The following is a 24,756-nucleotide window of genomic DNA, read 5'->3' on the forward strand; positions in this document are numbered from 1 at the left end:
TTTTTACTTAACTTTGTTTCTTAGGATCTAGTTGACTCTTGCGCAACAAGGAATAGGAACCGTCTACCTGTTCCAACTCCAATAAATACGTTTTTCCCTTCTCATCCTGATAGGATAGTTGAAAACCTTCCTGATCAGGCCCGATCTGGTGTCGAACGAAGGATTGTAAGCCCTGATAGCTACCTAGAAGTGCTTTCAGATCCATCTTTTCTCCAGGTTCTAAGCTCTGGTAAACTTTTTCTGAAAAAGCTTTGTTCCCCTCCCGGTCTAGATTGGCTAGACTGGCGTCGATCTCTTCTAGCAGATAGCTCCCATCAGCCCCCTTGCTAAAAAGCAAACGGATGGAGGCTCCCTTTCCCCTATCGTCCCATCGATAGAGCAGGGAGAGACTGGGTTGCTTACTTGCTGTAGATTGAAAGAGAACTTTCTCTTGGGGGTGCCCCATCTCCTTCAGAAGGGTCTCCAGGCGACTTCCAGTCTGCTTCAGGCTACCGTTTTGGTTCTTTATCGACAGAGGGAAGCGCTCGATCTGGTCCAAGGTCCATGGCGAATCCTTTTTTTCATTCGTTTCTTTTAAGAGTCGCTCCCCTTGAAATTCTTTCGCTTTAAAAGTTGATAAGTTCCTTATTTCACTTATCGCTGTAGAACTTTTCGGCGGATGACTAAGGACCTCTAACCCCATCCCTAGGAGGAGCGCTAGCAGCAGGAGACCAGGAATTGTTAACTTCTTGATGACTGTATCCATTTACTCCTCCTTATTCGACCTTGACTAGATGATAGCGAGCATCTTTTTGGGCTTGCAAAGTGAGAAAGACCAGCCCCTCTTGTGCACGGTAGGTTAGGACCAAAACTGTCTTTCCATCCTTACGATTCAAAAGCAATGATTGTGGCAAGCCAACCTTTTGCAAAATGTCTTCTAGTTCCATGCCTGTTTTCTCTTTCCCACTAGCAAGACTGGTCAAGGCTGCCTTTTTCAGCTGTTTACTTTCTATATTCTGCTTAGAGGTTGGTTGATAGCCCTGAATAGCTGTTAGATAGTAGCCATCCTTCATATGGGTAAATTCAAATTGGTATCTATCTCGACCATCTTGTGTCGTTCCATAGCTGAGACGAAGGAGCTGCGTTCTAGCTTTTGACTCAAGCCGAGCTTGCTTGGCTCCCCCTAATTTTTTGACCAGGGTCTCTGGTGTCGTCCCCTTGGTGCTTGGTCCACCAGTCCCATCTCCTATTTTAAATTCCAGCAATTCCTCCAAATGCACCCCAACTTCTGGTCGATCTGATTTCGCAAGGAAGGCCTGCAGATAAGCTTCTTCCTTACGAAAGGTCACTTGCTGGTCTGGATTTAGCTGGTCTTGTGGCCTTCCAGAAGCAACAAGGCCGTAGCCTACGCCCAGCATTGCGAGGACCCCGAAAATAATCCCTCTTTTTTGGATGAAAGCTAAGAGGGTCTTCAGATGTTTTCTTGTTGTTTCCTTTACATTATCCATTCTGCGATCGTATCTGTATCCCTTTCCGTCCAACTGTTCACACGTGTTTCCTTTGTCAACATATCCTACTATACCATAAATAGCCAGTCCTCGCTAGAACAGAAAAAGATCTGAAAATACTATTCCAGATCTTTTTAGGGTTTTAAGTGAATGGATTTTTCCTCCCTTACATCTTTCGAAAAGAATGAATGAAGAGCCCTTCTTCATCATCATTCTTTTTCAGATAAGAGGAAATCACCATCTGATTGTCTCACAAAAGTCAACCTATATTCAGAGGAACTTGAGGATTTAAAAGATACTCTCATTGTAGTCACAATATCATGAGTTTTGTAGTCCTCTTCTGCAGACATTGAAAGACTAGAAATAGTATGATCCTTAATCACTTCCTTGTAGGATACACCATCCTTACCAGTTTTGGCATCTCCCACTTTCAGTTTATCATAGTAAGATGAGGTCATAAAATCATCCTCAGCTTCTTTATAATTTCCTGAATAATAGAGGTCTTTTAAATAATAATTGTCTCCATTCTTCTGAAACGTAAGGCGCATTTCACGAACAGTACGATAAGAAGGCAGCGTATCATCCTGATCTTCGTCTAACTCGCCCCATTCTAAATCAATTTTATCTCTTCGAAACGTGCCTTTCAAAGCCTTGCCATGTGCATCCACAACATCTTCAATGCTTGTTCCTAAATCTGGAGTTTCGTATGTACCAAACTCTAAATCAGCTAAATCATCAATGTTCCAAGAAAATTCGGCTTCTTCCGGATTAATATACTTCCCAGCCTGATCGCGTTTTGATTCCCCTGCATCAGCTTTTGGATGAAGGGCTGGTTCGCTACTTTTTGCATTTGTTGCACCAAAAGAACGGCCAAGAAATAGACCTGCAATGACTCCTAAGACTGCAAAAACACTAACACAAGCGATTAACAGACCTTTCCCTGGCTTCTTTTGATTACCAGTTTCTGGCACACCAAATGGTGCCTGTGATTGATTCATATTCATCTTTCATCTATCTCCTCTAAATTAATAACGTTCTGGACCAATGTATAAGAAATCTCCATCTGGTTGTGCTACGAAGCGTAATGTCTTATAATCGTCACCGACCTTAAAGCTTACGGTTGCAATAACACGAGTAGAGTCATACTTTTCTCCGTCCTCAGTCATTTTTGTTTCTGTTCCAATTCGAACAACACTTAATTTATGCTTTTTCAAAATTTCTGATAGGGAAGTTCCACCTTCACCAGTTTTCTTATCTCCTGTTTTCAGATTTTTGAATTCTTTTGTACTTAACTCACGATCTGCAGAAGTATCTTCATCTTCATCGTCTTCATCTGCATAGAATTCTTGCAAATCATAAGCTTCCACAGTTTTCAAATAATAATTGCCATCCACTTTTTCAAATCGGAAATAAACATTCTGATGTTCAGCATTCTTTGCGCGATCCCAATAAAGAGTAAGGCTATTCTTATCGTACTCTACACTAGAAGCCAATCCATAGGTTTCAACAATCTGATCAGCAGTCAACCCATAACCATCCTTGTTGGTATAACTCAAGGTAGCAAGGTCTTTAAGAGTCCAGGTGAAAACAGTCTCCTTCTTTTCTGTAATGAAGCTGTTCTTTATCTTCTTTGCTTCTTCATTAGCGCGTTCTAAGCGTTTTGTTCGATTAGCATCTGCTTGAGGCTTAGATGAATTTCCCCAGAAATAGCCTGCTCCGCCACCAATTAACCCACCAAGAAGAAGTGCAAGTAGGGAGAAGACAACAAATTTCGTCCATCCACGCTTCGGTTTTGGCTGAACATTCCATTGCGATTGGAAGGCTTGAGGGTTCCCTTGTTGGTAGAAAGGATTGTTTTCTACCTGAGGAGCTTGATTTTGGAAATATTGTTCCTGTCCTCCAGCTTGTGGTCCTTCTACTGGAGAAGCCTGTTGAAAGCCTTGCGCTCCTGGTGCTCCAAATGGCTCATAAGCTGTTTGGCCATTTTGTGCTCCAAAAGGTTCTTGAACAGTCTGCCCCCCTTGTGCTCCAAAAGGCTCTTGAACAGTTTGTCCCTCTTGTGTTCCAAAAGGCTCTTGAGAAACGTTCTCCTCTTGTGTTCCAAAAGGTGTCTTGTCTTCTGTTGTCATAATCTCTCCTTTACTAACAACCTGCGCCCGTCATTCTCCCCACTTTTCGTGACCATAGTTTGACGTGCAAAGTATAAATATAGTAGTTCTACTATATCATAAAACAGTCTATTTTTCCACCTCATTCTGAGATATTGAAAGCGATTAAAAAACGACCTCTTGCGAGATCGTTTTGTTGTCTATTATAGACGAGCGTTGAGTTCTTTGCTCAATTCTTCAAATCCTGGTTTACCAAGAAGGGCAAACATGTTACGTTTGTAAGCTTCAACACCTGGTTGGTCAAATGGGTTGATCGCGTTTAAGTAACCTGAAAGGGCGATGGCCAATTCGAAGAAGTAGATAGTGTAACCAAGAGTGAAGGCATCTTGCTCAGGAAGAGTTACGTACATGTTTGGTACGTCACCGTCAGTGTGGGCAAGAAGAACACCGTCAGTCGCTTTTTTGTTAACGAAGTCAACGTCTTTTCCTTGGAGGTATCCAAGTCCGTCAAGGTCTTCTTCCAAAGTAGGGATGATCACATTCTTACGAGGTTTGTCAACGCGGACAACTGTTTCAAACATGATACGAGTTCCTTCTTGGATAAATTGACCCAATGAGTGCAAGTCTGTTGAGAAGTTAGCTGAAGTTGGGTAAATCCCTTTTTGGTCTTTCCCTTCTGACTCACCAGCCAATTGTTTCCACCATTCTGAGAAGTATTGAAGCGATGGCTCATAGTTTACCAAGATTTCAGTTGCATAGCCTTTACGGTAAAGGATGTTACGCACTGCAGCATATTGGTAAGCTTCATTTTCAGCAATCTTATCTGAAGTGTAGTCTTTGCGAGCTGTATTAGCACCTTCCATAAGGGCTTTGATGTCTGCACCTGATGCAGCGATTGGAAGCAATCCAACTGCTGTCAATACTGAGAAACGTCCACCAATGTCATCTGGAACAACAAATGTTTCCCAACCGTTAGCATCTGCTTCAACCTTAACAGCACCTTTTTGGCGGTCAGTTGTTGCGTAGATCCGTTTGTTAGCTTCCTCTTGACCGTATTTCTTCACCAAGAGTTCTTTGAAGACACGGAAAGCGATGGCTGGTTCAGTTGTTGTACCTGATTTAGAAATCACGTTTACCGAGAAGTCTTTGTCTGCTACGTACTCTACCAAGTCAGCAAGGTATGTTGATGAGATTGAGTTCCCAGCGTAAAGGATTTGTGGTGCTTTGCGTTCTTCTTTTGTTTGCAAGTTTGCAAAGTGATGGTTCAAGAAGTCAATGGCAGCTTTCGCACCAAGGTATGATCCACCGATACCGATAACGACCAAAACATCGCTGTCAGCTTTGATTTGCTCAGCAGCTTTCAAGATGCGGTCAAATTCTTCGCGGTCGTAGTTTTCAGGAAGGTCCAACCAACCCAAGAAGTCGCTACCAGCACCAGTTCCTTTACGGATCAATTCGTCTGCTGCTGTAACTTGTGCTTGCATGTAGTCCACTTCATGTGGGGCAACAAATTTACCCAAAACTTTTGAGTAGTCAAATTTAATATGAGACATGTTATTCCTCCAAAATTTCTTCTTCTCTATGATATCGCTTTACTGGGATTTAATCAAGGGAAACCATCCTGTAAAACGTTTTCATTTGCTAATTTTTTTATTTTCACAAATCAAGCAACGACGCAATAGCAATCGTTTGCATATAGAGCCTTATTTTGAACGGAACAGACAAAAAAAGGAGCCTCTTCCGAAGCTCTATTTTACGCTATTATTCTTTGAATCCACTAATGAATTTCGAGATAATGCTAGTGAATTATAGCCCTCACGTCGCAAAGCTCCTCAGGATCAATATCTCTAAACTCATCTGCGATTTGCAGGCTTGTTTCGTTAAGGTACTTTATTCAGCGACTAATTGTTCATCCCCAAATAAATTTTAGTTAAGCAATTTAACGCAGTAGCTGATTTGTTTCTTCTTTCGCTTTTTAAGCTCCGAAGAAAACATAATCAGCTTTGCGGGGGTGGAACTACGAACAAACGTTCTGTTCCACTCCCATCCATTGCTCTAGGATTCATCTACGCCTTGCAGGCATGATTCACTACGTTCATTTATCGGAACGTAGTTCTCGCTTTGCTCGAACTGCGTCAATGTACCTAAGTTCATCTTCGTCCCTTGGACTTGATTCACTAAGAACTATCATAGGTTTACAGCTTTTTCCCTAGCGGGAAAAACTGCATCCATTGCTCTAAGATTCATCTGCGCCTTGCAGGCTTGATTCATCAAGAGCAATAGAAAAGAGCACACAGTTCACTTCGCTTAGGGCTGCTGGATTCCTCCCCTGACCCGCTTCACGCAGAACTGTTGCTCCGATAGGTATTATATCATAATTTGTGGATTTTGCAAAGGTCCGGTTTTTATTCTTGTGTTTCGGCCTTGGCTGCGAGTTTGGCTTGTTTTTTTCGTTCTCGGCCTTGGCGGAAAAAGGTCTGCATAATGGCTGCACATTCTGCTTCCAAGATTCCTGTTTCTACTTCCACCCGGTGATTGAGACGTTCATCTGTCAAAATGTCGTAGAGACTCCCTGCTCCACCAAACTTCTGATTGGTCGCACCGTAGACTACCTGAGGGATCCGGGCCAGCCCGATGGCACCACTGCACATGACACAGGGTTCAATGGTCACAAATAGGGTGGTATCCAGCAAACGCCAGCTCTCTTCGTGCTGATTGGCTTCTTCGATCGCCATTACCTCCGCATGCATGACCGCTCGCTGCAATTCTTCTCGCGCGTTGTGCCCACGTCCAATGATCTCGCCGTCTTTGACAATGACACAGCCAATAGGAATTTCCTCATGGGCCAAGGCGATCTCTGCCTCTTTTAAAGCCTCTCGCATAAAAGCTTCTTTCTCTTCTAGGGTATAGTCTCTCACTTGTACACTCACTTACTTTTTATGTTCTTGTTCTATTATATGATGAAGCCAGAAAAAAAGCCACCAATGGTTGACTTCTTATAGGGAGATATTATGAAAAAAAGTTTGGATTCTAAACAAAGTTGGGAGGTCTTTGTTTATGGTCTTAGTATAGACCACAGGGCTTAAAGTATTCTTAAGACTCAAAAAAGTTGAGAGAGACTCCCAACTTTTATTGAATTATTTACTTGACCAGACACTTTCCAGGATATTGGTTTGGTCACGATCTGGTCCGACTGAGAAGGTTGAAATGCGCACACCAACCAACTCACCGATCCGGCGAACATAATTGCGGGCATTTTCTGGAAGCTCATCCAAGTGACGGACACCGGTGATGTCTTCTGACCAACCTGGTAATTCTTCATAGATTGGTTTGCAACGTTTGAGTTGCTCCAAGCTTGCTGGGTAGTGGTCAATGCGTTCTCCATCCAAGTCGTAAGCCACACAGATCTTCACTGTATCCAAACCTGACAGAACGTCGATGGAGTTCAAGCTGAGGTTGGTAATTCCTGACACACGACGGCTATGGCGCATGACAACTGAGTCAAACCAACCGACACGACGTGGACGACCGGTTGTTGTCCCATACTCATGGCCGACTTCACGGATCCGATCACCCACTTCATCAAAGAGCTCCGTAGGGAATGGGCCATCTCCAACACGGCTGGTATAGGCTTTACATACACCGACAACCTTATCGATCTTACTTGGGCCGACACCTGATCCGATGGTCACCCCACCTGCAACAGGGTTTGAGGAAGTTACAAATGGATAGGTTCCTTGGTCGATATCCAACATAACCCCTTGGGCTCCTTCAAAGAGCACGCGCTTGCCGTTATCCAAAGCATCGTTCAAGATAACAGAAGTATCGGTTACATATTGTTTGATTTGTTGACCATATTCATAGTATTCTTCGAAGATATCGTCAAATGACAAAGCCTCTGCATCATAGAGTTTGGTAAATTGACGGTTCTTTTCTTCCAAATTGATGCGAAGGCGTTCCGCAAAGACGTCACGGTCCAAAAGATCCGCAATCCGAATTCCTACACGTGCAGCCTTGTCCATATAGGCTGGTCCAATCCCTTTGATGGTCGTTCCGATTTTGTTGTCCCCTTTAGACTCTTCTTGGAGACGGTCCAATTCGATGTGGTAAGGAAGGATGACATGGGCACGGTCAGAAATGCGAAGGCTGTCTGTTGATACCCCTTCTTCATGGAGATAAGCCAACTCTTTGACCAATGATTTCGGGTTGACCACCACCCCATTTCCAATCACAGAGATCTTTTCAGGGAAGAAGATACCAGAAGGAATCAAGTGCAACTTGAACTTTTTGCCGTCAATCACGATGGTGTGACCGGCATTGTCCCCACCTTGGTAGCGAGCAATGACTTCTGCATTGGCTGATAGGAAGTCTGTAATCTTCCCTTTTCCTTCATCTCCCCACTGGGTTCCTACAACAACTACTGATGTCATATCTTTGTCTGAGCTATATAGCTCGTCCTTTCTTGAAAAGCAGGCAGGAATCTCACCTGCGATTATGTTTTATACCTCATTATATGAAAAATTTGACAATTTTTCAAGGAGGGTTCATCATTTCATTTGTTTTTTCTCTTATGTAGACGAATTACATTTTTACAAAATATGTATTTTCTGAATTTTAGTACTTAATTTAAAATAAAAGTTCGGAATTTTTGTAAAATCGTAGCGGAAATTTGCTTTCTTTTTCCGTTTGTAATAGACTAAAATAACTACCATAGGACGGTGAAACGATGACGATTAATCAATTACTGCAGAAACTGGATACATCAAGCCCTATTCTCCAAGCGACCTTTGGTCTGGAGAGGGAAAATCTGCGAGTGACAACTGATGGACACTTAGCTCAAACTGCTCATCCGAGTCAGCTTGGTTCCCGCAATTTCCACCCGACCATCCAAACAGACTTCAGCGAACAACAACTGGAACTAATTACACCTATTGCTCACTCTACTAAGGAAGCGCGGCGCTTACTGGGAGCTATCAGCGATGTGGCAGGCCGCTCAATTGACCAGAGTGAATGCCTGTGGCCTCTGTCCATGCCACCGCAGCTGACTGAAGAAGATATTATCATCGCCCGTCTGGAAAACGAATACGAACGCCACTACCGAGAGGGTTTAGCGAAAAAATATGGCAAAAAACTACAGGCCATCTCTGGTATCCACTACAACATGGAGCTAGGGAAAGATCTGGTCGCTGCTCTCTTTCAAGTCAGCTCCTATCATTTACTCAAGGACTTTAAAAATGACCTCTATCTCAAACTGGCTCGAAACTTTCTGCGTTTCCGATGGCTCTTAACCTATCTCTACGGTGCTGCTCCTCTGGCAGAAGCCGGCTTCTACAGTCAGGAATACCCGCAGCCTATCCGCTCTTTTCGCAACAGCGACTATGGCTATGTCAATGACGAGAATATTCAGGTGTCCTACACTTCTTTGGAGCAATATGTAACCGATATTGAAAACTACGTTCAGTCTGGCGAGCTCAGTGCTGAAAAAGAATTTTACTCAGCCGTTCGCTTCCGTGGACAGAAGCACAATCGCGCCTATCTGGAGCAGGGTATCACCTATCTGGAATTCCGCTGCTTCGATCTCAATCCTTTTGACCATTTGGGCATTAGCCAAGAGACCTTAGATACTGTCCATCTCTTTTTACTGGGCCTGCTCTGGCTAGATGATGTAGAAAATGTTGATGCAGTATTAAAAGCTGCTCATGATTTGAACCAGAAAATTGCTTGTAGCCACCCGCTGACTGCCCTGCCAGATGAGGCAGACAGCTCAGCCATTCTCCAAGCCATGGAAGGGCTCATCCAGCATTTTGAACTGCCAACTTACTATCAAACTTTGCTGGACCAGATGAGAGAGGCTCTCTTACATCCTCAGCTGACACTGTCAGGACAGCTCCTGCCCCATATCCAGCAAGATTCCTTAACAGCTTTTGGTCTAGAAAAAGCAGAAGAATACCACCGCTATGCCTGGACTGCTCCTTATGCCCTCAAAGGCTACGAAAATATGGAACTGTCCACCCAGATGCTACTCTTTGATGCTATTCAAAAGGGGCTAAATGTCGAAATTTTAGATGAAAAGGACCAATTTCTCAAGCTTTGGCATGGTAGTCATGTAGAATATGTCAAGAACGGCAATATGACCTCCAAGGATAACTATGTCATCCCTTTGGCCATGGCCAATAAAACAGTCACCAAAAAGATTTTGGCAGCAGCTGACTTTCCCGTTCCGGCTGGAGCAGAATTTTCTTCTCTAGAAGAGGGACTGGCCTACTACCCTTTGATTAAGAACCGAGAAATTGTTGTCAAACCCAAGTCAACCAACTTCGGACTGGGCATCTCTATCTTCCAAGAGCCAGCTAGCCTGGAAGCTTATCACAAGGCTCTGGAGATTGCTTTTTCAGAAGATGTCGCCGTCTTAGTGGAGGAATTTATCGCTGGAACGGAGTACCGCTTCTTTGTCTTAGACGGACAATGCCAAGCAGTCCTCTTGCGAGTGGCGGCCAATGTCGTCGGAGACGGTCAGCATACCGTGAGAGAATTGATTGCCATCAAAAATGACAATCCTCTGCGGGGCCGAGATCATCGTTCACCGCTTGAAATCATTGAACTGGGGGACATTGAACTGCTCATGCTGGACCAGCAAGGCTATGGAGCAGATGATATCCTGCCTGCTGGAGTCAAGGTTGACTTGCGGCGCAATTCCAACATTTCTACTGGCGGAGACTCGATTGATGTCACAGACAGCATGCACCCATCTTATAAGGAACTCGCTGCGGACATGGCAAAGGCTATGGGAGCCTGGGCCTGTGGCGTTGATCTCATCATCCCTGACAGCTCTGCTATTTCCACAAAGGAAAATCCCAACTGTACCTGCATCGAGCTCAACTTCAATCCTTCTATGTATATGCACACCTATTGTGCTGAGGGGCCGGGACAAAGCATTACTCCGAAAATACTAGCTAAACTTTTCCCAGAAATAGACCTATAAAGTAAGAAAACGCAGAAGATGTCTCTGCGTTTTTGTTTTGTAACCGAGGTAGAGTTTTAGATGATAACCTAAAAAGATTAAGCATGGTCTCTCCTACAAGTTTAAAATAGCAAGCCATTTGCTGTAAAATCATCCTCTAACAAGCAAATTTCAAACCTCTCCTGCATATAGCAGAGGAAATCTTCCCTTTTTCCCAAAAAGAATCATAGGTCGCGAATACAAGGCTAGTATCATCTGAACAAGTTCCAGCCAGTTACTGTTGGCTTCCATAGCCCACCATCTCAATCGCTTTAAAACTGCCTCGGGTTAAAAATTCATACGGAACCCCTAATGCATCAGCTACCGCCAAACCATAGACTGCCGCTTTCAAAGATTGGTTCATGCTAGCCTCCTTTGTTTTATTATGCTATTTTTGGTCTTAAAATTCTTCCTAACCCCAAAAAACAAGCGCAGGCCTGCGCCTGTTTTTCTATTTTGTGTTAAAATAAAAGGTATGGACAAAATTATCAAAACTATCTCAGAAAGTGGCTCCTTCCGTGCCTTTGTACTAGACAGTACAGAGACCGTGCGAGCAGCCCAAGAATACCATCAGACACAAGCAAGCTCAACTGTGGCCCTCGGTCGGACCCTGATCGCAAGTCAAATTCTCGCCGCCAATGAAAAGGGAAACACCAAGATAACGGTGAAAATCCTCGGTACTAGCTCACTTGGTGCTATCATCACTGTGGCAGATACTCAAGGAAACGTCAAAGGCTACGTGCAAAATCCTGGTGTGGATATCAAGAAAACAGCGACCGGTGAAGTCGTGGTCGGACCATTTGTCGGAAACGGGGAATTCCTAGTGATTACCGACTACGGCACAGGCAATCCTTATCATTCCATGACACCTCTCGTCACTGGAGAAATCGGTGAAGACCTAGCTTATTACTTGACTGAAAGCCAACAAACTCCATCTGCAGTGGGGCTCAATGTCCTTCTTGATGAAGAAGACAAGGTCAAGGTTGCCGGTGGTTTCTTGGTGCAGGTCTTGCCAAATGTCAAGGAAGAAGAAATTGCCCGCTTTGAAAAACGTATCCAAGAAATGCCGGCCATTTCTACCCTTTTAGCCTCTGACGACCATATTGAAGCCCTTCTTACTGCCATCTATGGCGAAGATCACTACAAACGTCTCTCTGAAGAAGAGATCCGCTTCCAATGTGACTGTAGCAAGGAACGCTTCATGGATGCCTTGGCTAGCTTGCCAGCCAAAGACCTTCAAGAAATGAAGGACGAGGACCAGGGAGCAGAAATTGTTTGCCAATTCTGTCAGACGGCTTATCACTTTGATAAAAACGACTTGGAGGAACTCATTCGTGACAAATCTTAATACACCTTTTATGATTGGGAATGTCGAGATCCCAAACCGGACGGTCCTTGCACCTATGGCCGGTGTGACCAACTCAGCCTTCCGCACGATTGCTAAAGAACTCGGGGCAGGGCTTGTAGTCATGGAAATGGTCTCTGATAAAGGAATCCAATACAATAACGAAAAGACCCTGCATATGCTCCATATTGATGAAGGTGAAAATCCTGTATCGATTCAGCTCTTTGGTAGCGATGAGGACAGCCTGGCACGCGCAGCTGAATTTATCCAAGAAAATACCAAAACTGATATCGTTGATATCAACATGGGCTGCCCAGTTAATAAGATCGTCAAAAACGAAGCGGGTGCCATGTGGCTCAAGGACCCAGACAAGATCTACTCTATCATTAACAAGGTTCAATCCGTCCTTGATATCCCCCTCACTGTTAAAATGCGGACAGGTTGGTCTGACCCTTCTCTAGCAGTTGAGAATGCCCTCGCAGCTGAAGCTGCAGGTGTCTCCGCCCTTGCCATGCACGGACGGACCCGGGAGCAAATGTATACGGGTCATGCGGATCTTGAGACCCTTCACAAGGTTGCACAAGCACTGACCAAGATTCCATTTATCGCCAACGGAGATATCCGGACGGTGCAAGACGCCAAACAACGGATCGAAGAAGTCGGTGCCGATGCGGTCATGATCGGCCGTGCTGCTATGGGGAATCCTTACCTCTTCAATCAAATCAATCACTACTTTGAAACAGGAGAAATCCTGCCTGATTTGACCTTTGAAGACAAGATGAAGATTGCTTATGAGCACTTGAAGCGCTTGATCAATCTCAAGGGTGAGCACATTGCCGTTCGCGAATTCCGCGGCTTAGCTCCTCACTACCTCCGAGGAACCTCAGGCGCAGCCAAACTCCGCGGAGCCATTTCGCAAGCTAGCACTCTAGCTGAGATTGAAGAACTTCTTCAATTAGAAAAAGCTTAATGACAAAAAAACAGCATCGAAATATTGATGCTGTTTAAAATATGTACTAACTATTTTTAACATAAAATAGCTAGCTGGTTTTTCAAAAAAACTGACATATTTTTTTAGTCAGTTATGTAAATCTAAAACTTTCCGCTGTGAGAAAAGCGCCTGAAACACAAATGTTTCAGGCACTCGGAATTATTGAGAGTAAAACAGTTTGGGGAACTGTTTTAGCCTGAGCCCAGAAATTAAAGAGCGAAGGGCTCAATAATTAGTCATGGAACTTCGAAGAAGTTCGCTGACGTCCGTACTCACTTAAGGAAAGTTTTTAGAAGAACTTATCTTCATTTGACAGCATCAACTTTTTGATGCTGTTTTTGTATCTTATTGATCCGCTTGAGATTCACTTTCTTTCCAGCGATAGGTCTTGCGCGGTTTTTTCTTAGGCACCCGCTTAACCCCCACTTCTTCGACATAGGACCCATAGGTCACGAGGAAGTTGTTGGTCAAAATTTCCTTATCTGGATGGATTAGGTTCACCAATTCGGTTGCTTCGTATACGGTAAAAGGCTCTTCTAAGAGATGGAGGAAAGTCGGATTCCAAGTTAAGCGCCCTTGGATCCGCTTGATGGATTCTTGCACAATCTCATAGTGGTCAAAGGCAAAATCTTCAGCTGCCAAGACACGACCATCTAGGGAACATTCCCCTTGTTTGAAGTCCACATCGAGGAAGAGAACTTCTTTGGCATCATCTCCAGCTCGGACCATATCTACCGCTTCAGCTGGCAAATAAACCAAGTGAGCAATGGTAATGACCCAACCCCGAGGGTCCCGACCAGGAGTAGAAACTGTCATTAACTGCTCTACCTTTTGAGGCGTTAATTCTAGTCCAACTTCTTCTTGAACCTCTCGGATACAAGCTTGAATAGCGTCTTCATGCTTTTGCAAGAACCCCCCCACCAAGGCTACCCGATGCTGACAAGGATGCGTTTTCCGGCGAATCACCAAGAGCTTCAAGCGCCCCTCCACAAAGCAGTAGGCCACCATATCCGCTGTCACACTTGGATTTTCATAGGTAGGGTAATCCTGCTCCTTGTACCAGCGGAGGAATTCTTCCTCACTGACGACCCTTTCGTAGTATTCCTTTTCGTTCATTCCTTCCGGAATGCTTGTTGCTGTCATTTAAGCAACCTCCTTTTTCACTGCTTTACTCCACTGATACCAACCGACAAGACTGTTAAGGGTATAGACCCAGTACATGCCTTGAATATGGATGCTCTTTCCCCACCAGAGGTAGATACTGAAGAGGTTGGTCGCAATCCAGAAAATCCATTGTTCGCGATAGAGACCGGTCATGAGAAGCTGTCCGACACCATTGGTCGCATCTGTTATACTATCACGGAAAGGGCGAGCACTGTGGATGCTTTTATAGGCGTATCCCATCCCGATCCAAATCAGAGCTGTTAGGACCAAATACTTGATCCATTCCATTAGCGTTAATTTCTTGGCCTCAAAGTGAGATTCTTCTGCATCCCCCTGGTCATTGATCCGATTTGACAACCAAACATAGAGACCAATTGGTTGCATCACGAAGAAGTACAGGGTCGTCAAAACTTCTCCATAGAAGTTTTTGTTCAAGGCTAGGACGAGGTAAATCGCTGAGTTCACTGCTCCAAAGAGATAGTTACTAGCCCGACCTTCTGCTACTAGTATAACACAAACGATTCCTGTCCAGGAGGCAAAGAGCCCTAACCAATCGTGACTTGCTTCCTGATTGGTAAACTCTAGGACAAAGGGCACGCTAGATAAAGCAAGCAAATAGAGCCATTGTGTCAGAGTGCGACCTGCAAATAGGTCTTGCCAAAGGAGTTTCATAATTCCTACGAAGCCACGTTTGCCAGCTTCTCGATGGACATTTTTTAAATGCTCCCCAAATGTTTGAATTTTTTCTTGTAGTCGTTTCATGCTGTTTCTCCTTTAATCAGCTTGATAAATCGTATCGATGACACGCTTTGCTTCTTCGTAATTCCCCAAGTAGTCTTGCCCGAGATAGGCTGTTGGGATATCTGCGAGGTATTGGTGGCGGAGGTGATCCAGGTGATTTGAAAAACTGGTGCGAATTTCATCATCTGCCATGGTCATATCACGGAAGCCATCATTGACATAGGATCCAATGGGTTGGACAAATAAGATCAAATCCCATTTTTCCTTAGCGAGGATACTAACGAATAGGTTATCAAAGGTATCCGTCATACTGGTCTCTTGGCCTTCTACTTCCATATAGTAGTCGTAATAGCCCTTGGTCACTAGCGAATTCGTATCCGCAATCACTAGCCCTCGATTGGCACTACTATCGATTAATTTTGAGGTTTGATCGTATTGTCCGAGTAGGAGATAATAATAGTCCTTGGGGGTCAGCTCATCATCCCGTACATTGTTTCTGATCTGGTACTCGCGAGCATATTCTAAGCTCACTGGCGCATCATAGAAGCGGGCCAAATCTTTTGCCAAGGTCGTCTTCCCGTTACTAGCACTCCCCATAATGAGGACCTTTTTGGTAAACTGACGACGGAAGGGTTGCGCAATGTATTTCCAATACTTGCTGGGATTTTCCCGGATAAGGGTTCCTGAGATGCCAAACTGGCGCTCCTGTAAGTGCGCTTGAAAGCCTCTCGCTTCAAGTTCCTCTTGATACGTTTTTTCCCCAACATAGAAGATGAGCTCTTCTCTCTCAGCATCATATTGAATGGTTTCTAAGGCTGTTTTCAACCAAGGCTCCCATCCTAATGGATAGCGAGGAAGTTCTGTCTCGTCTAATTTATAAATTTGGGTGAGTTCATCATTTGAAAAACCTTCTCGAATATAGCGAAAACGTTTCTGCAAAGGAAGACCAACTTCTTCTCCTCGGTCACCTTTGTAACCAGAGACAATCACACAAACGCGGTCACATTGGCGTTTTGCCCGTTGAATTAAATCAATATGCCCTTGATGAAGGGGGGCAAACGTTCCAAATACTACTGCCACTTTTTCTTTCATCTAACTGGCTCCTTTATCATAATGTCAAAACATGTTTTGCTTATGATTTTATTATAAACTATAATTTCAATCTGTCAATACCTTTTTATAAAAAAATATATTTTTATAAAATAAAAATTAAAAAGATTCAACTCTGTATGTTATTATACAGAATTGAATCTTTGATTTCAATCATTTTTTAAATTTTCTCAGTGGCGAGCCATTATTCCCGAACCAAGGCATGCGCATGGCCATTTTCTGTCACTTGAACACTTGCCACTTGACCATCTTGACCGACAACTATATCCAGGCTAGCTGCAGATCCATCTTGGGTGGAAATCAAGCCAGCATGGTAATGACCTTGATCCAAGTTGTATTCATAGCTTCCAATTGTATAGCCAACTGCATCGCCACCAGGAGTTTGAATGGTTACTTTTCCACCCTGTCCGATGCTTACGCCTGTATCGCGACCGTCGGTCCAACTACCTATTGCTCCAGAATAATCCCCTGAGGCATAAGCTAATACACCTTTATAGCGTGGGTTCTCTGTCTTAGAGGCTTGTTCTTTGGCAGTCGTGCGACCTTCTTCCAAGCTAGGTAGTTTTGGTTTTTCAGGTGCTGGAGTCACTGCTGGTTTTGTTTCTTTGGAAGGAGTTGGAACCAGGCCTTGACTGACTTCTGGAACTCTTGGTGTCACTGGAGTTGACGGATTCTCTTGGCTCGCTTGTGTTTCGCTCGAAGCGATGGCAGGAGATTGTGCAACTTCTGTGCTTTGTGTGGTTTTGCTTGTGGTCTTTTTCTCTTCTTTTTTACTTGTAGAGCTTTGTTTCACTTGCGCAATTTTACTAGTTGAAGATGGACTGGTTTCCTTTTTCTTTTCTGATCCACAGCCGCTTAAGAGAAGAACAGCTGTTAGAGCAAGGGTAGATAGACTAAACAAGGTTCCTTTCGTTTTCATGGCAATACCTCTCTTTTGTAACATTTGTTACATTTCGTAATATAGTTGTAACATTAATCTATAGGGAAGTCAAGAGGATTTGCAAGTCTTATAAAAAATAGAAACTAGTTTCAAAAAAAGAGTGAACAAATGGAGCCCTACTCCAAGCATTCACTCTCTTTCTTATTGATAAACTTCTTGATAAAATTCGATGGTATCTCCATCTTGGACAGTAGTTTCTGCTGCCCCTTTTGGTGCCATCTCTCCATTGATTTTGTACATCCAATAGAGTCCCTTGCTTTCATCCTGGGCTACGCCATCGATTGAGGTGATGAGGCCACTCTTCTCCTCAATCTTGTAGTTAGCTTTCAGGACTTCCATCAGGTTGGCTTTTTCAGCAACCTTTAAGGTCTTGCTTTGAGCTTCTTGCCCTTCAGGGGCGATACTGACCGTAATGGTAATTTGTTTTTCTTTCGCTACTTGTGAGCTAGAAGCTGAGCTTTCCGTAGTCGATGATTTGCTTTGTCCGCAACTGACCAATACAAGAGCTGCTAGGACAGCAAAGAAGCTATAAAGTGTTTTTTTCATGATACAATCTCCTAAATACTACATAAAGTAGAGGGTAAAAACAGGCGGTGGAAAGGGCGTGAGCCAGGTTAAAGCTAAAGCCATTCACCAGGGCATAGGTCCACCAAGGCATGTGGTAGAGGACAGCATAAAGACTGTCAATCACTATCCCGTAGAGAAAGGATAAGATGCCGACTACCAGAGTTTGGACTTGCAAAGACAAGTGGCGGTAAAGCCCCCGCCAAAGAGTCAAGAGGAGGCCAAAGGCCAGTATCTGAGCGACCACCACTGGGCTCATCCCCAAGAGAAAAGCCGAGGTAAACATGGTGACCGCCATCACCAAACAGGCAAATTGCCAATCTTCAAATAGCACCAGTAAAAAGAAAATGGCACTAATGGGTTGGACATTGGGCAAGAAGGCAAAGGCTTGTCTCAATACCACACAGAGGGCTGCTAAGAGGGTGATTCGGGTCAAGCGTTTGAGAGGCACTGCATATCCTCCTAGTCAATCGTAAAGTTAAGCTGACCAGACTTAACACCTACCTTGAGGGTTTGCCCTTCAGCCACTTCTCCTCTCAAGAGGATCTCTGCCAAGTAGTCTTCCACCTGGGTCTGGATGGTCCGGCGCAAAGGACGTGCTCCCATCTCTGGATCATATCCGTGAGTCGCCAGCCATTTAAGAGCAGACGCTTGGAATTTCAGAGTAATGCCCTTCTCTGCTAGAGATTGAACCAGCGGTTTCACCATAATCTTGACAATCTCATGCATTTGGTCACTGGTCAAGCTATGGAAGACAACCTTCTCATCAATCCGGTTGATAAACTCTGGTCGATAGGTCTTCTTCAACTCTTCAAAGATGCGTTTCTCCATATTGGCTTGGTCAAAGCGAATATCCTTGGCGCCAAAGCCAACTGTCTTATCATCTCGTAAAGCGGTAGCTCCCAAGTTTGAGGTCATGATTATAATCGTATTAGAGAAGTCCACCTTGCGTCCCTTGCTGTCGGTCAAGACACCGTCATCCAAGACTTGCAAGAGAACATTAAAGATATCTGGATGGGCTTTTTCCACCTCATCAAACAAGAGGACTGAATAAGGTTTGTTGCGGACTTTTTCCGTCAACTCGCCCCCTTCTTCATAACCGACATAGCCTGGAGGGGCACCGTTGAGACGACTGGCCGCAAATTTCTCCATATATTCACTCATGTCAAAGCGGATCAAAGCAGACTCATCATCAAAGAGGACCTCTGCAAGGGCCTTGGCAAGCTCGGTTTTCCCGACCCCAGTCGGACCGAGGAAGAGGAAGGAACCAATCGGCCGCTTGTGAGACCGAATTCCCGACTGATTACGACGGATCGCTCGGCTGATACTTGAGACAGCCTGATCCTGACCGATCACGCGCTTATGAAGTTCTGCTTCCAATTCAAGGTATTTCTTAGCCGCTGTTTGGGTTAGTTTCTCCACAGGAATGCCTGACAATTGACTGAGCGTCTTCAGGATATCCTCTTCCTTGACTTCTAGCTGGTAGCCTTTTGGACTGGCATCTTCTTTTAGCAACTGAGCAACTTTTTTCCACTGCCCCTTGAGCAAGGCTTGATCAGCAGCTGTCAAGTCGGACTGAAGACCGGCTTGAGGCCCCTCATTTTGCACGGTCGCTGCTGCTTCATCCAAGAGGTCAATGGCGGAGTCAGGCAAGAGGCGACTGGTCAAATAACGATTGGCATAGACAACAGCTGTCTCAATAGCCGCATCCGTAATATGGACGCGGTGGTGACGTTCATAGGTCTTCTTGAGCCCTTGCAAAATCGCGATGCTATCTGCAACAGAGGGTTGCTCAATCAAGACCTTGGCAAAGCGGCGTGACAGAGCAGCGTCTTTTTCAATGTGTTTTTGGTATTCTTCTTGCGTGGTCGCTCCTACGGTCCGCAAGGTGCCGCGAGCCAAGGCAGGCTTCAAGATATTGGCCGCATCCAAGGTAGAGTCAATCCCAGAGCCAGATCCCATAATGGTATGGAGCTCATCGATGAAGAGGATAACATGGCCATCTTCTTCAATATCATTGATGATGTTGTTCATCCGCTCTTCAAAATCTCCACGGAACCGCGTCCCTGCGACAACATTCATCAAGTCCAACTCTAAGACCCGCATCTTAGCCAGCTCCGTCGGGACATCTCCACTGGCAATCCGTTGGGCCAAGCCCAAAGCCAGAGCAGTCTTTCCGACACCGGCATCACCGACCAGGACCGGGTTATTTTTCGTTTTGCGGCTCAAAATCTGAATCATCCGCGAGATTTCTTGACCCCGACCAATCACCGGTTCCAAACTGCCATTGCGAGCCATTTCTGTCAGATCTCGGGTGTAGTCTTCCAAACCACCGCTGGTAGAGGCTGGCATGCCCATCATATTTCCCATGGTTTGACGATTGGGTTGCTGGGCCCGATAGAGAGAACGAATGGCCTTGACAGCTTCCTTGTCCCAACCTGCTCGTTGTTCCAAGCTCTTACGAAGCTCGACGATTTTAATGCCCTCTTCCTGATCATCATAGCGGAAGCCGACATACTCCAATACTTGAGAAGCCAAGGTCCCCCGCTCTAATAGAAGCGCCAAGAGGACATGCTCTGTTCCAAGACTTTTGGCATGGACTGCCTGGGCAATCTCTTGGGAACGTTTCATGATTTCTTCGACACGGAAAGAAAAAGGAAATACCTCATAGCGGCCATCCCGTTGGTAGACTTGACCCGTAATGTGCTCAGCCGCATCTTGAAAATCATCAATCTGCATAGGATAGTCACTTAAGACGGAACCAGCTACACTATAAGGATTATTGGCTAGGGCCACTAGGATATGCCAGGTATCTAGCGTTTGGGACTCAAAATGACCCGCCAAGATTTGAGCGGCTTCAATCGTTTCTAATAGGGCTTTTGAATAGTTCATAAGGAGATTACATTCCCTTTCTATCGACTTGTTGGATAATTTTTCGTAGGATATTGGCTCGTAAGCGATGGGCTTCACTTCCCAGAACCTCGTCTGTCGTCGTCACTGACAAAAGCTCTGCCTCTCTCTTTGTAAGGAGTTTTTCTTCAAATAGCATTTGAAGGATATCGCCAAAAACAGTCTGACTGATTTGTTCTCTGATGCTTGCGCCAAGCTCTTTTAGCATCTGGTGTTGATCTGAAAATTGGACCTTGCCAATCCGGATATAACCGCCACCTCCACGCTTGCTCTCTACGATATAGCCTCGACTTTCGGTGAAGCGGGTTTTGATCACATAATTGATTTGACTAGGAACAACTTGGAAGACATCCGCTAATTCGCTTCTCTTGAGCTCTGCGATGCCTGCTTGGGCCAGTAGCGACTTGATATAGGCCTCAATGCTATCTGATGTATTTTTACTTGCCATGATGCTCCTTTCTGACGTTTTCATTCTAGATAAGTTCTCTGCTTTTCAGAGAATCAAAAATGGTCTCACCATCCATGATGTTATTCTTGACCTTATCTGACTATTATACAATTTTTACGCCTGTAAATAAAGCAAAGACTACGTCGAGATGGAATCGGAGGGCCCTTGTTGGTAGCCAGAAGGAGGCCAAAAAAGAGGCTAGCTATTGCTAACCTCTTGTAGAAGGGACTTTAGGATTTCCTACGAGCGTATTTCACTCTTCCGCCTAAGAAGCCTAAGCCGAGTAGTCCGATCCAAGCTAAGAAACTTGCCTTCTCTGATCCTGTCTGTGGCAGTTTTTCTTTCGACTGCACAGCATCTGGATTTACGGCTTCTGATGTAGACACAGGAGAAAGAGGAGTCGCATTTAGCGCCGTCGGTGTCAACATCCGAGAAATTCCACTTTCTTTTTTGTCTTCTAGCGGAAGCAACGGTTTCGTTTCTTGTGAGTCTTCACTTGGACTTGTTGGTAGCGGCACATCCGGAATAATTGGATTTTCTTCTACCACTCCTGTTCCGACTTCTGTTATCTGGTCCTGGGCTTCTACTTCGACAAAGGCATCGACTTCTGTCCGAATTTCTTTGCCTTCTTCTTGTCGAACCTCGATTAACTTCAACCGGCGTCCAACCTTCCCTGCTTGAAGGATCCGGCTTTCGCCCTTGGCCAAGTCCTTGTTTTCACGCGTTTGACTCTCAAATGGAATCTCCTCCGCTTCGATGAGCAGTTCTGGCTTTTCAAGAATCAAATCCCGAACACCTTCGTCTGGGCGTGTCTGCGTCAACGGTTCATAATTGTGAGCATCTTCTAAGATGGTTTTAAGGGCTTCCACTTGATTCGCTGCAACAACCAAATCTGGTCGCTCTTGATTCAACAACTGAGTCAATTCAGTCAATTGATGTTGAATAGTCGGTTTGAGGGCTGCTTTCAAGCGATCGAGAGAAGTAGCCTTGATCTTTTCTACTCCTTCTTTGATAATCTGTTGTAGCTCTTCTTGACTGAGCAACTGACTATCTTTTCCTGATAGGACAAACCGGTCTACCTGGATGGCTCTAGATGACTGAGGATCATTGAGGGCTGGATCTAGGTGCAAGCGTAGCTGGTGGTAGCCTTTTGCTAGACCTTGCAGATTGACCAAACTCTGATCGAGCTTGCGTTGGTCTCCATAGCCACTGAAGTAATGATCGCCTTCAATCTCATAATCATGACCACGTCCTTCTTCAAAGGCGATTTCTTTTCCGTCTAGGGTGACGCTGTAGAGACCATGGCTTGGATCAACCACTCCTCGAACCTCCACACCAGTTCCCTTAAAGGTGATGGTCACATCAATGTGTTTCTTGCCTTCCTCATCGGTCACTTGGTTAAAACTCGACCAAGATTCTGTGCCATTTGAGAAATTTTGATTGTCTGTCTCATGATGCCAGCCTTGGCTGTAGTACAGTTTTGGATTTTGGTCGTCCACTTCTTTACGATTTTCTGGAAGCAGGTCCTCGTTCATCACTTGGACTGTCAGCTCTGGAATAAAGCCGACCAGGCTTCCTTGATCCGGATGCAACAATTTGACCTTAAAGTCATAGACATCTGTCGCCTTGCCTGCAAAATCAAGGGTTGGGACTTGGACTGTTTTTTCTGTCTCTCCATCTGCAAACTCGAGAGTGACATTGGTATCTTTATAAACCTTGCCATGAACCCCTGTTCCTGGTTCTGTGATTAATTTAAGACTGGCACTTCCTTTAGAGCCACCCTTTCTCTTGACAACGACTTGCGCTGGGTCGCCTTTCTTAACGGCTAGGGTTGGCTGGGCAAACTCAAAGAGACCCTTTTCTTGGTTATTGAGGGCATAAATCCCTTCCGTTGCGATCGCATCTCCCTTGCTATTGACCAAGGTCAAAGTATGGGCTCCTGCTTTCAAATCCGGTGTTTCATAAACCTTTTGGCTGCGTTTGCGGGTTGGACTTTGGGTATTAACCGTCGCTAGTTTTTGGCCATCGACATAGACATCCATTTCCCCATGACCAGGGTCTACGGTTGCGACCACATAGGCTTTGGTCCCTTCGAACTGATAGGTTGCAGAAGCTCCCTTTTCCTTGGTCCACATAGAGGTGCCTCGAACGCCTTCTCCCTCTTCATTCCATTGGCTATTGGCACGGTCAGCAGTCCGGTCAGAATGATAGGCCAAACCAAGCGGATAGCCATCGGTTTCTTCAATGCTAGATGGCGTCTTATAGACAGAGACGCCGTTCAAGATTGGAGTGGCTTGGGCATCGGTGATGGACACCCGGAGGTAGCGACTATCAACTGGTTGACCTTTGATCAAACGGCGGTATCCAACGGTTGAACCAGCACCAAAAGGAACCCATTGCCCATTCACCGCTACATCGATGGTGAAACCGGAAATCCGTTGGCCTTTCTCGATGGTTTCTTTGAGCTCTACCACATCAAAATGTTGCTCTTTTCCAAGATCGAGGACAAAAGATCCGGTCTTGGCATCATCGGCAGGTGCCCAACTGGTCTTCTCATCTCCATCCGTCAAATGGCTGGCTGAGTAATGAGAATTGCGCCGTGTCGAGTCAGCTTCTACCAAAGCGCCCGCCGCATAGTCCACGCTGTAGAGTTGGTCCAAAGTCTGGCGGAATTCTTTCAAACGGGCCACATCGGCATCCGCAAATTTCCCATCTTGATTCGGTGGAATATTAAGCAAAAGCGGGGTTCCACGGCCGACCGATTTGAAGTAAATGTCCATCAATTCGCGCAAGGACTTAGGCTCTTGGTTGTCATGGTAGAACCAGCCGGAGCGAATAGAAACATCCGCTTCTCCCACTGAGTATTGCTTCCCTTCTGGATCCCCGTGATTGAGGTAACTATTAGATGGATTGTTACGAATCTTATCTGGATTGACCTTATGCCAAACTGGATCTCCAGCGATCCCCTTCTCATTTCCGATCCAACGAACATTGGTGGGCTCAGCCGAGAAGATGGCAATGTCCCCTTGGGCCTTACGAATGGCATCAAACCACTTGTCGAAGGTATAGGTGACTTTTTGAGCCCCATCGCCCCGCGCTCCATCCATCCAGACTTCTACGAACTTGCCCTTGTTACCATATTTTGGATCTTCAAGGATTTCTTTGAGCTGGTTGAGATAGTATTCGTTGTATTGGTCCTCTGTATCCACATGGTAGAGCGGGCTGTGAGCATCCCAAGGCGAGAGGTAGACCCCCATATCCATGTCATACTTGCTGGCAGAAGCAGAAACCTCGGCTAGGATATCGCCTTTCCCTTCCTTCCAACCACTTTTGGCAATGGTATGGTCGGTGTATTTAGAAGGGTACAAGAGGAAGCCATCGTGGTGCTTGACGACCATGATGGTCCGTTTGAAACCAGCATCCTTCAGGGTTTTGATCCACTGATCGGTATCCAGATGCTCTGGATAGAAATAATAAGGATCTTCTTGCCCATCTCCCCACTCACGATCGTAATAAGTATTCATCCCAAAGTGGATGAAGGCTGCTAGTTCTTCGCGGTGATATTGCATTTGGGCCTTACTTGGAAGCGGTCCGTAATCCGCAATCTCAGGCTCCTCATCTAGAGAAGTGGCTGGTTGGGTTGCTTCTGTCCCTTGGCTGACTGCTCGGCTTTCTTTCTCACTCGTTACGGGTGAGGAATGTTCTGATTCTTCTTGGTGCTCTTTCACAGCTGTTTCCTCCTCCCCTTGATGTTCGACATCACTTGTGTCGACTCGTTCTTCACGAGTCTCACTCCTCTCAGCTTGTTCCTCTGCATAACTGGTAGTGACTCCTAAAAAACAAGTCGCTACCACTACGGAGCAAACCCCTACTGAGAGTTTGCGAATGCCAAATCGATTTCTCTGATCAAATAATCTTTTTCCCATATTCCATTCCTTTATGTCATCA

20 protein-coding genes and 1 other RNA gene are annotated in these 24,756 nt (G+C 45.1%); 3 read left to right on the forward strand and 18 right to left on the reverse strand.

Annotated elements, in window-relative coordinates:
- Positions 1-7: 7 nt before the first annotated feature.
- The 8 genes from EL081_RS09310 to EL081_RS09350 form a co-directional block, all read right to left on the reverse strand.
- Positions 8-745, reverse strand: a complete 738-nt coding sequence (locus tag EL081_RS09310) for a hypothetical protein (RefSeq protein WP_126404928.1) — start codon at positions 743-745, stop codon at positions 8-10.
- 10 nt (positions 746-755) lie between these two features.
- Positions 756-1,487 (reverse strand): hypothetical protein, encoded by a 732-nt coding sequence (locus EL081_RS09315; RefSeq protein ID WP_126404929.1) that lies wholly within the window; start codon positions 1,485-1,487, stop codon positions 756-758.
- A 209-nt stretch (positions 1,488-1,696) separates the two neighbouring features.
- On the reverse strand, positions 1,697-2,491 hold the full coding sequence (locus EL081_RS09320; RefSeq protein WP_126404930.1) for a hypothetical protein: 795 nt from the start codon (positions 2,489-2,491) through the stop codon (positions 1,697-1,699).
- 21 nt (positions 2,492-2,512) lie between these two features.
- A complete protein-coding gene (locus EL081_RS09325) occupies positions 2,513-3,616 on the reverse strand; it encodes a hypothetical protein (RefSeq protein WP_126404931.1) in 1,104 nt (367 codons plus the stop codon).
- Positions 3,617-3,798: 182 nt separating this feature from the next.
- A complete protein-coding gene (locus tag EL081_RS09330; protein WP_126404932.1) occupies positions 3,799-5,148 on the reverse strand; it encodes a glucose-6-phosphate isomerase in 1,350 nt (449 codons plus the stop codon).
- Between the two features lie 718 nt (positions 5,149-5,866).
- Positions 5,867-5,962, reverse strand: an RNA gene (gene ffs, locus EL081_RS09340) — signal recognition particle sRNA small type.
- 38 nt (positions 5,963-6,000) lie between these two features.
- Positions 6,001-6,513 (reverse strand): tRNA adenosine(34) deaminase TadA, encoded by a 513-nt coding sequence (gene tadA / locus EL081_RS09345; RefSeq protein ID WP_049474207.1) that lies wholly within the window; start codon positions 6,511-6,513, stop codon positions 6,001-6,003.
- Positions 6,514-6,732: 219 nt separating this feature from the next.
- Positions 6,733-8,025: an adenylosuccinate synthase gene (locus EL081_RS09350; RefSeq protein WP_070665062.1), complete on the reverse strand. Its 1,293-nt coding sequence runs from the start codon at positions 8,023-8,025 to the stop codon at positions 6,733-6,735.
- A gap of 296 nt (positions 8,026-8,321) precedes the next feature.
- On the opposite strand from EL081_RS09350, the gene gshAB reads away from it, so the two are divergent.
- Complete coding sequence (gene gshAB, locus EL081_RS09355; protein ID WP_126404933.1) at positions 8,322-10,577, forward strand: bifunctional glutamate--cysteine ligase GshA/glutathione synthetase GshB; 2,256 nt, start codon at positions 8,322-8,324, stop codon at positions 10,575-10,577.
- 253 nt (positions 10,578-10,830) lie between these two features.
- Here gshAB and EL081_RS10225 read toward each other — a convergent pair whose 3' ends face one another.
- On the reverse strand, positions 10,831-10,959 hold the full coding sequence (locus tag EL081_RS10225; protein ID WP_003002006.1) for a hypothetical protein: 129 nt from the start codon (positions 10,957-10,959) through the stop codon (positions 10,831-10,833).
- A gap of 111 nt (positions 10,960-11,070) precedes the next feature.
- Between EL081_RS10225 and hslO the strand changes: the two genes are divergently transcribed.
- Positions 11,071-11,943, forward strand: a complete 873-nt coding sequence (gene hslO, locus EL081_RS09365) for an Hsp33 family molecular chaperone HslO (RefSeq protein ID WP_277870564.1) — start codon at positions 11,071-11,073, stop codon at positions 11,941-11,943.
- Positions 11,930-12,910, forward strand: a complete 981-nt coding sequence (gene dusB, locus EL081_RS09370) for a tRNA dihydrouridine synthase DusB (RefSeq protein WP_006595451.1) — start codon at positions 11,930-11,932, stop codon at positions 12,908-12,910. The genes hslO and dusB overlap by 14 nt, the downstream gene beginning before the upstream one ends.
- 366 nt (positions 12,911-13,276) lie before the next feature.
- Here the strand turns inward: dusB and EL081_RS09375 are convergent, their stop codons facing one another.
- The 9 genes from EL081_RS09375 to EL081_RS09415 form a co-directional block, all read right to left on the reverse strand.
- Complete coding sequence (locus EL081_RS09375; RefSeq protein WP_126404935.1) at positions 13,277-14,074, reverse strand: NUDIX domain-containing protein; 798 nt, start codon at positions 14,072-14,074, stop codon at positions 13,277-13,279.
- Positions 14,075-14,857 carry a nicotinamide riboside transporter PnuC gene (gene pnuC / locus EL081_RS09380; RefSeq protein WP_126404936.1) on the reverse strand — a complete coding sequence of 261 codons (783 nt, stop codon included), beginning with the start codon at positions 14,855-14,857 and terminating at the stop codon, positions 14,075-14,077.
- A 12-nt stretch (positions 14,858-14,869) separates the two neighbouring features.
- On the reverse strand, positions 14,870-15,928 hold the full coding sequence (locus EL081_RS09385; RefSeq protein ID WP_126404937.1) for an AAA family ATPase: 1,059 nt from the start codon (positions 15,926-15,928) through the stop codon (positions 14,870-14,872).
- 202 nt (positions 15,929-16,130) lie between these two features.
- On the reverse strand, positions 16,131-16,865 hold the full coding sequence (locus EL081_RS09390) for a hypothetical protein (RefSeq protein ID WP_126404938.1): 735 nt from the start codon (positions 16,863-16,865) through the stop codon (positions 16,131-16,133).
- Positions 16,866-17,027: 162 nt separating this feature from the next.
- The gene (locus EL081_RS09395; RefSeq protein ID WP_023024640.1) at positions 17,028-17,432 is read right to left on the reverse strand and encodes a DUF4430 domain-containing protein; all 405 of its coding nucleotides are present in this window, start codon (positions 17,430-17,432) and stop codon (positions 17,028-17,030) included.
- Positions 17,413-17,901, reverse strand: a complete 489-nt coding sequence (locus EL081_RS09400) for an ECF transporter S component (protein WP_126404939.1) — start codon at positions 17,899-17,901, stop codon at positions 17,413-17,415. Before EL081_RS09400 ends, EL081_RS09395 begins: the two co-directional genes overlap by 20 nt.
- 11 nt (positions 17,902-17,912) lie before the next feature.
- Positions 17,913-20,342, reverse strand: coding sequence for an ATP-dependent Clp protease ATP-binding subunit (locus EL081_RS09405; RefSeq protein ID WP_126404940.1), 2,430 nt, complete (start codon positions 20,340-20,342; stop codon positions 17,913-17,915).
- Positions 20,343-20,349: 7 nt separating this feature from the next.
- Complete coding sequence (locus EL081_RS09410) at positions 20,350-20,808, reverse strand: CtsR family transcriptional regulator (protein WP_126404941.1); 459 nt, start codon at positions 20,806-20,808, stop codon at positions 20,350-20,352.
- Between the two features lie 230 nt (positions 20,809-21,038).
- Entirely contained in the window at positions 21,039-24,734 is a 3,696-nt protein-coding gene (locus EL081_RS09415; protein WP_126404942.1) for an alpha-L-fucosidase, read from the reverse strand.
- Positions 24,735-24,756: the final 22 nt, after the last annotated feature.

It is taken from the genome of Streptococcus viridans (assembly GCF_900636365.1).
GTDB classification, from domain to species: Bacteria; Bacillota; Bacilli; order Lactobacillales; family Streptococcaceae; genus Streptococcus; species Streptococcus viridans_A.

What these genes read in the sequence shown, in the direction of transcription:
- EL081_RS09310 (WP_126404928.1), bottom strand. Translation starts at nt 745, where the DNA reads ATGGATACAGTCATCAAGAAGTTAACAATTCCTGGTCTCCTGCTGCTA.
- EL081_RS09315 (WP_126404929.1), bottom strand. Translation starts at nt 1,487, where the DNA reads ATGGATAATGTAAAGGAAACAACAAGAAAACATCTGAAGACCCTCTTA.
- EL081_RS09320 (WP_126404930.1), bottom strand. Translation starts at nt 2,491, where the DNA reads ATGAATATGAATCAATCACAGGCACCATTTGGTGTGCCAGAAACTGGT.
- EL081_RS09325 (WP_126404931.1), bottom strand. Translation starts at nt 3,616, where the DNA reads ATGACAACAGAAGACAAGACACCTTTTGGAACACAAGAGGAGAACGTT.
- EL081_RS09330 (WP_126404932.1), bottom strand. Translation starts at nt 5,148, where the DNA reads ATGTCTCATATTAAATTTGACTACTCAAAAGTTTTGGGTAAATTTGTT.
- EL081_RS09350 (WP_070665062.1), bottom strand. Translation starts at nt 8,025, where the DNA reads ATGACATCAGTAGTTGTTGTAGGAACCCAGTGGGGAGATGAAGGAAAA.
- gshAB (WP_126404933.1), top strand. Translation starts at nt 8,322, where the DNA reads ATGACGATTAATCAATTACTGCAGAAACTGGATACATCAAGCCCTATT.
- EL081_RS10225 (WP_003002006.1), bottom strand. Translation starts at nt 10,959, where the DNA reads ATGAACCAATCTTTGAAAGCGGCAGTCTATGGTTTGGCGGTAGCTGAT.
- hslO (WP_277870564.1), top strand. Translation starts at nt 11,071, where the DNA reads ATGGACAAAATTATCAAAACTATCTCAGAAAGTGGCTCCTTCCGTGCC.
- EL081_RS09375 (WP_126404935.1), bottom strand. Translation starts at nt 14,074, where the DNA reads ATGACAGCAACAAGCATTCCGGAAGGAATGAACGAAAAGGAATACTAC.
- pnuC (WP_126404936.1), bottom strand. Translation starts at nt 14,857, where the DNA reads ATGAAACGACTACAAGAAAAAATTCAAACATTTGGGGAGCATTTAAAA.
- EL081_RS09385 (WP_126404937.1), bottom strand. Translation starts at nt 15,928, where the DNA reads ATGAAAGAAAAAGTGGCAGTAGTATTTGGAACGTTTGCCCCCCTTCAT.
- EL081_RS09390 (WP_126404938.1), bottom strand. Translation starts at nt 16,865, where the DNA reads ATGAAAACGAAAGGAACCTTGTTTAGTCTATCTACCCTTGCTCTAACA.
- EL081_RS09395 (WP_023024640.1), bottom strand. Translation starts at nt 17,432, where the DNA reads ATGAAAAAAACACTTTATAGCTTCTTTGCTGTCCTAGCAGCTCTTGTA.
- EL081_RS09405 (WP_126404940.1), bottom strand. Translation starts at nt 20,342, where the DNA reads ATGAACTATTCAAAAGCCCTATTAGAAACGATTGAAGCCGCTCAAATC.
- EL081_RS09410 (WP_126404941.1), bottom strand. Translation starts at nt 20,808, where the DNA reads ATGGCAAGTAAAAATACATCAGATAGCATTGAGGCCTATATCAAGTCG.
- EL081_RS09415 (WP_126404942.1), bottom strand. Translation starts at nt 24,734, where the DNA reads ATGGGAAAAAGATTATTTGATCAGAGAAATCGATTTGGCATTCGCAAA.